General features: G+C 36.0%; 7 protein-coding genes. 5 read left to right on the top strand and 2 right to left on the bottom strand.

The window, feature by feature from the left end:
* Window position 1: 1 nt before the first annotated feature.
* From GQR53_RS16210 to GQR53_RS16225, 4 genes are read left to right on the top strand one after another with little or no spacing between them, the layout of a single operon-like run.
* The gene (locus GQR53_RS16210; RefSeq protein WP_165744533.1) at window positions 2–1,012 is read left to right on the top strand and encodes a PilW family protein; all 1,011 of its coding nucleotides are present in this window, start codon (window positions 2–4) and stop codon (window positions 1,010–1,012) included.
* On the top strand, window positions 1,000–1,530 hold the full coding sequence (locus tag GQR53_RS16215; protein ID WP_165744534.1) for a pilus assembly protein PilX: 531 nt from the start codon (window positions 1,000–1,002) through the stop codon (window positions 1,528–1,530). Before GQR53_RS16210 ends, GQR53_RS16215 begins: the two co-directional genes overlap by 13 nt.
* 1 nt (window position 1,531) lies before the next feature.
* The gene (locus GQR53_RS16220; RefSeq protein ID WP_165744535.1) at window positions 1,532–4,771 is read left to right on the top strand and encodes a PilC/PilY family type IV pilus protein; all 3,240 of its coding nucleotides are present in this window, start codon (window positions 1,532–1,534) and stop codon (window positions 4,769–4,771) included.
* A 10-nt stretch (window positions 4,772–4,781) separates the two neighbouring features.
* Complete coding sequence (locus GQR53_RS16225) at window positions 4,782–5,207, top strand: type IV pilin protein (protein WP_165744536.1); 426 nt, start codon at window positions 4,782–4,784, stop codon at window positions 5,205–5,207.
* Between the two features lie 5 nt (window positions 5,208–5,212).
* Here the strand turns inward: GQR53_RS16225 and GQR53_RS16230 are convergent, their stop codons facing one another.
* Window positions 5,213–5,743: a GspH/FimT family pseudopilin gene (locus GQR53_RS16230; RefSeq protein ID WP_165744537.1), complete on the bottom strand. Its 531-nt coding sequence runs from the start codon at window positions 5,741–5,743 to the stop codon at window positions 5,213–5,215.
* 79 nt (window positions 5,744–5,822) lie between these two features.
* A complete protein-coding gene (locus GQR53_RS16235) occupies window positions 5,823–6,386 on the bottom strand; it encodes a GspH/FimT family pseudopilin (RefSeq protein WP_165744538.1) in 564 nt (187 codons plus the stop codon).
* Between the two features lie 159 nt (window positions 6,387–6,545).
* Between GQR53_RS16235 and glnB the strand changes: the two genes are divergently transcribed.
* Complete coding sequence (gene glnB / locus GQR53_RS16240; protein WP_008166582.1) at window positions 6,546–6,884, top strand: nitrogen regulatory protein P-II; 339 nt, start codon at window positions 6,546–6,548, stop codon at window positions 6,882–6,884.
* Window positions 6,885–6,965 lie beyond the last annotated feature (81 nt).

The following is a 6,965-nucleotide window of genomic DNA, read 5'->3' on the forward strand; positions in this document are numbered from 1 at the left end:
CATGAAGCAAAAAGGCTTTACGCTAGTAGAAGTAATGATTTCGCTATTTATAGGCGGTTTAATTCTTGGTGGCGTTATGTTTACTTTTATTAGTATGAAAGTAACCACAAAAGACACTATGACTATCGGTGAACTCCAGGAGTCAGGACGTTTAGCTATAAATATTATGCAACGCGATATCGAGCAAGTTGGCTTTTGGGGAACTTATTATGATGACTCGTTCACAGCAGTAAATACAACCGTTTCTGCAACGACGATTACAGGTGATTGTTCAGATGGAACTAATAACGGCAGCTTTCCAGATTTAACCAGTAGTAGTAATTTTCGTACTATTTATGCAAAAACTACTACGAGTAAAGATAACCTACATTGCATAAACGATGGCATTATTCCTGCTGATAATAAAGAGACCGATATTCTTCAGCTCAAGTTTTTACAAGGTGATCCTCAATATGATGCTGTTGCAGGTACTAATACAACTAGCGATAAAATAAATTATTTTATCGCAGAACAAGAACAAGCAAGTTTTGTAACCGGTAAACATACCCCAACAAATATCAATGCAACTATTTGGCCATATAGTCATCATGTTTATTATATTAAAGAAGAAAAGTATTTAGTAAATAATAAAGAAATAAAAGTCCCCGTATTAAGACGAAAACGATTAGTAAATGGAAAGATGACCTCTGAAACGATAATGGAAGGTGTTGAAAACATGCGTTTTCTTTTTGGCCTTGATACTAATAGCGATAGCAAGGTTGATACTTATAAAAGCTCGGCAGCTATCTCTGCTACAGAATGGGAAAATCGTAAAGGTATTTTAACCGTTCAACTCTTCTTATTAATTAGATCACTGCAACCGGACCCCGGTATAAAAATAAAAAAACAAGAATATACATTAGGAGATGGACCCGAAAAACGAGTTTTAAAATTTGATGATAATTATAGACGCACTGTTTTTACAACAACTATTCGCTTAAGTAATGTTGGAGGGAACTTATGGAAAATTTAAAGTTGTTACCAAATAAGCAACAAGGTGTGGTGCTTTTAACAGCATTAATTATGGTGATAGCTGTTACCGGCATTGCAGTTACTCTTATGAGTAGTAGTACAATTGATATTAAAATTACTAATGCAGCACAAGAGCGAGAAGTTGCAGAAAATCAATTGATTGGCGAAGTGCAAAGAGTAATTGCGTCAGAAGCTAAAAAAGGTGCTGATAGTGACTTTTTTCTTACTCCAGATGAGATCGCTACAGATTCGGGTAAGCTTGATGGTGATGGTAATAAAATAATTATACCAGAGAAGGACATTACAGAGCCTGGGCACGAAATGAAAAGCATAATGACGAATTTAAATCGTGGTTCGCTAGAGCTTAATTGTCCTCGTAGTTATAGTTTTACAGCGGGTGTTTCATGCAATATGGTTCAAGTATCTACTACGATAGAATATGGCTCTAAAAGCAAGCATCAACTAACCATAGTTACTGGTATAGCTCAAGAGATGGCCAGTACGGGTAAGGGGATTTAAGATGAAATTTAAACTTTATATAGCACTAGTTTTATTATTTACATCAGTAATTAATATGCATGCATACGCTGAGGATATTGAGATTTACGTAAATAAAGATGTAAAATTCGATGAAAAACCAAGAGTTCTTTTTATTTTTGATACGTCAGGAAGTATGGACGAGGAAGTTACATCAGCAGGCACAAGAGAGCGATGTTATATAAAGGAAAGAGAAAGTTACTTCTTTGGGCTTTTATGGCGTGATGTATATGTGGAACTAGGGCAGTGCTATGAAAGTAAAAGCAGCTATAGTGAATATAATCAACAATGTTACATAAACATTGGAGGTAGTTACAACCCCAATTATCAACCAAGTTGTGTTGATGAAGTTGAAGGTGGGACAAGGCTTGAGGTTGCAAAAAGAGCTGTAAAAGGTTTAATAAATGACAACAGTGATATTGACTTTGGTTTAATGCGTTTTAATTATAACGCAGGTAATGAACCCGGTGGCGGCTATGTGCTTGCTAGAATAGGTGCAAATGAAAATATACTGATTAATAAAATCAATGAGCTACCTGCGTATGGTTCAACTCCATTAACAGAAACTTTGTGGGAGGCATATTTATACATCACAGGACAAAATCTTAAGTTTGCGAGAAGGGTTAACGGCAGAGATAAAAGCATTGATGAAAATAGCAAGTACATATCACCTTTTAAACAAGATCAAGGAACTCCACTGCGCTGTGATAACTCTATTAATATTATTCTTATAACAGACGGTGAACCTCAAAATGATGATGAAGCTGATGGAAGTATAAATAAAGAATATAAAGGTATATTTGGAGCTAATTCGAGTTCATTTGGGAGCTATAAAAGTTATTTAGTAGCGTTAGCCAAAATTTTATATGGTACAGAGACTATATCTGTTGATTTATATCCTCAGACCTCTGAGGTGATTGATACGGGTAGGCTTTTTACTATAGGTTTTGGTGATGGAATGGGTGAAAATGCGCTCAAACTTTTAGAAGAAGCAGCTAAGGTTGGTGGTGGGGATTATTTTGAAGCTAAATCAGCAGCAGCCCTTTCTTCTGCACTTAAAAATACAATTTCACAAATTAGAGAAGAAAATAGTACTTTCATTTCTCCATCAGTGGCCAGTAATAACGTAGATCAAACTCGAAGTCGAGATGCAATCTATTTTGCTATGTTTTATCCAGATAAAAGTACACGTTGGCGAGGTAATTTAAAAAAATTAAAAGTATCAGACGGAAAAATTATTGATTCATCGTTAAAGTTAGCACTCAATGAAGATGGATTAATTAGTAAGGATGCAAAAACCTTTTGGTCTGTTAATAATTCTGCAGATGGTAATTCGGTAAAAAATGGTGGCGTTAATGCAATGCTGGCAACTATAAAGGATAAAGATCGTAAAGTGCTAACGGATATCGGCTTTTTTAAGGCCGACAGTATTATTGATGCTATGGGTGAAAGCCAGGCAGCTAGTGCTTTCTTAATTGATAAGTCTGAGCTTGAAAATACGATTAATTGGGCGCGTGGGGTTGATGTTGATAATAAGAATCCTGAAAGCGAACAGCGTAATGATATCTTTGGTGATCCCTTACACTCTAGGCCTGTAGCAATAGATTATGGTAATAATGATATACGTATACTGATTGGTACTAATGCTGGCTTTTTACATATGTTTAAAGATGACGATGTAAATAATGAAGTTAAAGAAAGTTGGGCGTTTATACCGTCTGTACTTTTTAAAATAATTAAATCATTAAGAAAAGCAGAATCTGGTAAGCAATATGGCATGGATGGGCCTATTAGCGTGTATTCCAAAAATGAAAGTCTCAATAGTGATAACGTTAACGATGGTATTGTAAATGTATCCAAAGGAGATAAAGTTTTAGCATTTGTTGGAATGCGTCGTGGAGGAAAAAATTATTATGCTTTTGATATAACCGCTCCTGATAATCCAAAGTTAAAATGGACTATAAAGGGAGGTGAAGGAGACTTCACAAAACTGGGTCAAACTTGGTCAAAGCCGCAAGTGGCATTTATAAAAGCTTTTGGTGATAAACCAGTACTGGTTTTTGGTGGTGGTTATGACACAAATAAAGATACTAGCTCAGAGGCTGACTCTGTAGGTAATAATATTTATATTGTTGACGCAAATACAGGTACTAAGCTTTGGTCATTACTAGATAATAATAATTTTAAAGGAAAACATAGTATTGCTGCAGATATAACTCTACTAGATTCTGATTATGATGGTTATATCGACAGAATATATGCTGCAGATACAGGAGGTGATATCTGGCGTATAGATATGCCGGGCGATAAGAAAGGAGCTTTTAATCACCATAAATTAGCTCAATTAGGTATTGGAGCAGATAGACGCTTTTTTTATAAACCAGTGATTGCACGAACGCTGTTTAGTAAAGTAACAATAATTGGAGAGGTTATAACTAGACTAGACTCTCCATATGATGCAGTTGTCATCGGTAGTGGTAAAAGAACTAATCCGAATGATGCAAAAACTGCAGATCAATTATTTATGATAAGAGATGAAAATACAGTTACAAAATCATTTACAGGTAAAGAACCTACACCAATCATGCCACATGATTTAATGGTTATGAACGATGACCCATTTGAGAAAACATTAAATAGCAAAAATGGAAAAAGTGATATAGGAGGGTTCGTTAAATTAGAAGCTGCTTTGGCTTTAAAAAAAGGTTGGCGATACGAACTAACTACGGGTGAAAAGTCATTAGCAGCTGCTACAGTTGTGGGTGGGGTTGCTTATTTTACCTCATTTACACCCGCTTCAGACTCCTCTACAAAAAACCAGTGCTCACTTAGTGGTGGTGGTGGTTCACTCTATGCTTTTCATCTTCATTATGGAACTAAGGTATATGATAAACTTAAGTTTGATACAAGTAATGAAGTACCTGATACTCCACAATTATACTTTGGTTCATCGTGCGCAGATAGTGATGGTAATGGAATGTGCGACGATAACCCTAAAGAGGAAGTGAAAAGTCAGTTTTATTTAATTGGCCCGGGTATTAAAGGTGAGAATGCAGAAAACCCGCTTCAACCACTTGAAATTACAGGGCCGGGATTAAAAGTTGTTGATGGTAAAATACAACTTGTAAAAGATAAAGCGCTAGGGTTTGGTTTTAAAACCCAGCAAACTTACATTTATAAGCGCGAAGAAAACGACGAAATTATACCTGATGAAGAAGGCTAAGGGTGTTTAAATGAATAAAAAGCAACATGGATTTACCTTAATTGAGCTGATGATAGCAGTTGCTATCGTCGGTATACTTGCAGCAATTGCATTGCCTAATTATACAGAGTATGTGAAGCGTGCTTCGCGTGCAGAGGCAGTTGCTGCATTATTAGATGCAGCTAATAAGCAAGAGCAGTACTTTGTAGATAACAGAGAATATACAGAATTAGCGAGTGATTTAGGGATTCAAAGTAAAACAGAGAATGGGCATTTCGAATTAGCGATTAAAGTAGTTGATAAAAGTACTTTTACAATCACTGCTAAACCCGTGGCAGGGCCGGTAAAAGGAGATGGTGATTGCACCGAGCTATCTATAACTGATATAGGTACTAAAGGCGCGCAAGGGGCAAAAACAAACAAGGGAGCAGATATTGACTACTGCTGGGGAAGATAACTAGATTACTTCTTCTGACACTTATCAGTTGATTTAATGCGAATTCTACCCGTTTGACTTACAGATAAAGCCAATCCTTTGAGATTGGCTTTATCGCTATTAGGGCAATATATAAAAGTCCCATTTTGAAAACCATTTAAAGAACCATCAGGACGAAACGTAATAGCGCTACGGGGGTACTCTAAAGTATCGGCCTCATGAACATCCTCGAAAGTGCTTAAGAGTAGTTCATCATCATCTAACGAGGTTGATTTATCTTTGTCGATAAAGAGTGACATTTGGCCATTCCACTCGTCTTTTGTACATTGACTGTCTTTTAGTGCACAAAGCGTGACGTAAGTAGTATTTTCAATGGCATATAAACGGCCATAATTTATATTTCGGTGTAGGAGGTTTACGTGGTTATCTAAGCGGTTTTTAGCTAAAAAATCTGGGTAAAACCACATAGATAATTGGCTGATAATACTGACAACAGCCATAGATACCATTAATTCGAGAAGTGTTACTCCCTTACTTTTTGATATTGATAATCTCATCCTTGAAGACCTGAGTTAATAAATGATTAACTCAGTCTAGTAAATGATACAAATATGACAAGATATAATTGTACGTTTTTTAATCGCATCTTTCAGTAGTGTCACCAAGGTAAAAAGCAGTACCAGATACTGATACATTCAGCGCTTTATTATTTTCGTTGTCATTATTGGGGCAATATACAAAGCCCGTAAAGCTACCTGAGCCAGCTAAACTTGTCGTAATACGTCCGCTCGTATTAAACCGAAGGCTATTATTACCAGAGAATTTTATTCTATCGCTAGACGGAGTTTCTGACATTACACGTAATAGACTATCGTTTGCGCTTTTATAACTTCCGTCATTATCAGTATCTATAAATAAAATAACGGTATTAGTTGATGCCCATTCACTTTGGCATGTGAGACTTGAGCTACTACTTGTAACTGTATTGGGAGCAGGGCATACAATGACTATTTCATCTGTACTTGCAGCTTGAGCACGGGCGTAGCTAATATTTCTTTTTAATTCCAATAAAAAATTTTCAGCTCTATTTTCTTCTAGCATATCGCTGCTATTCCAAATCGCAATAGATGCAATGATCCCAACGATAGCAACGGTCACCATGAGTTCTAAAAGAGTGAATCCATTTTGTTTATTTTTCATATTAATCTCATTTACTGCTAGTTATTTAAGTATGCTATTTTTATACAACAAATTATATCATGAACGGTTATTTTATCACCGTAATACAATTGCTTTGTTTGCTATGAGCATCATGATTGTCTAAAATCGAGGCAACTGGAGCTTTCAAAAGTAATTAATATGAAAAAAATAGAAGCAATTATTAAACCTTTTAAGTTAGACGATGTGCGTGAAGCATTGTCTGATGTGGGTATTACAGGTATGACGGTAAGCGAAGTTAAAGGCTTTGGGCGTCAAAAAGGCCATACTGAGCTATACCGTGGCGCAGAATATATGGTGGATTTTTTACCTAAGGTTAAACTTGATATTGTATTGACTGATGAAAATGTAGATCGTGCAATTGAAGTTATTGTAAAAACGGCGCAAACAGGAAAAATCGGTGATGGTAAAATATTTGTCACTGATGTTGAGCGTGTAATACGTATTCGTACTGCAGAGGAAGATGAAGAAGCGATTTAATATTTTCTTCTACGCAGTAAAAAGGCGCTTACTAAGCTGTCTCTTATACACAAATCCCTGCTAAGAAATTAGCGGGGATTT

Source organism: Pseudoalteromonas sp. Z9A6 (genome assembly GCF_011378805.1).
GTDB classification, from domain to species: Bacteria; Pseudomonadota; Gammaproteobacteria; order Enterobacterales; family Alteromonadaceae; genus Pseudoalteromonas; species Pseudoalteromonas distincta.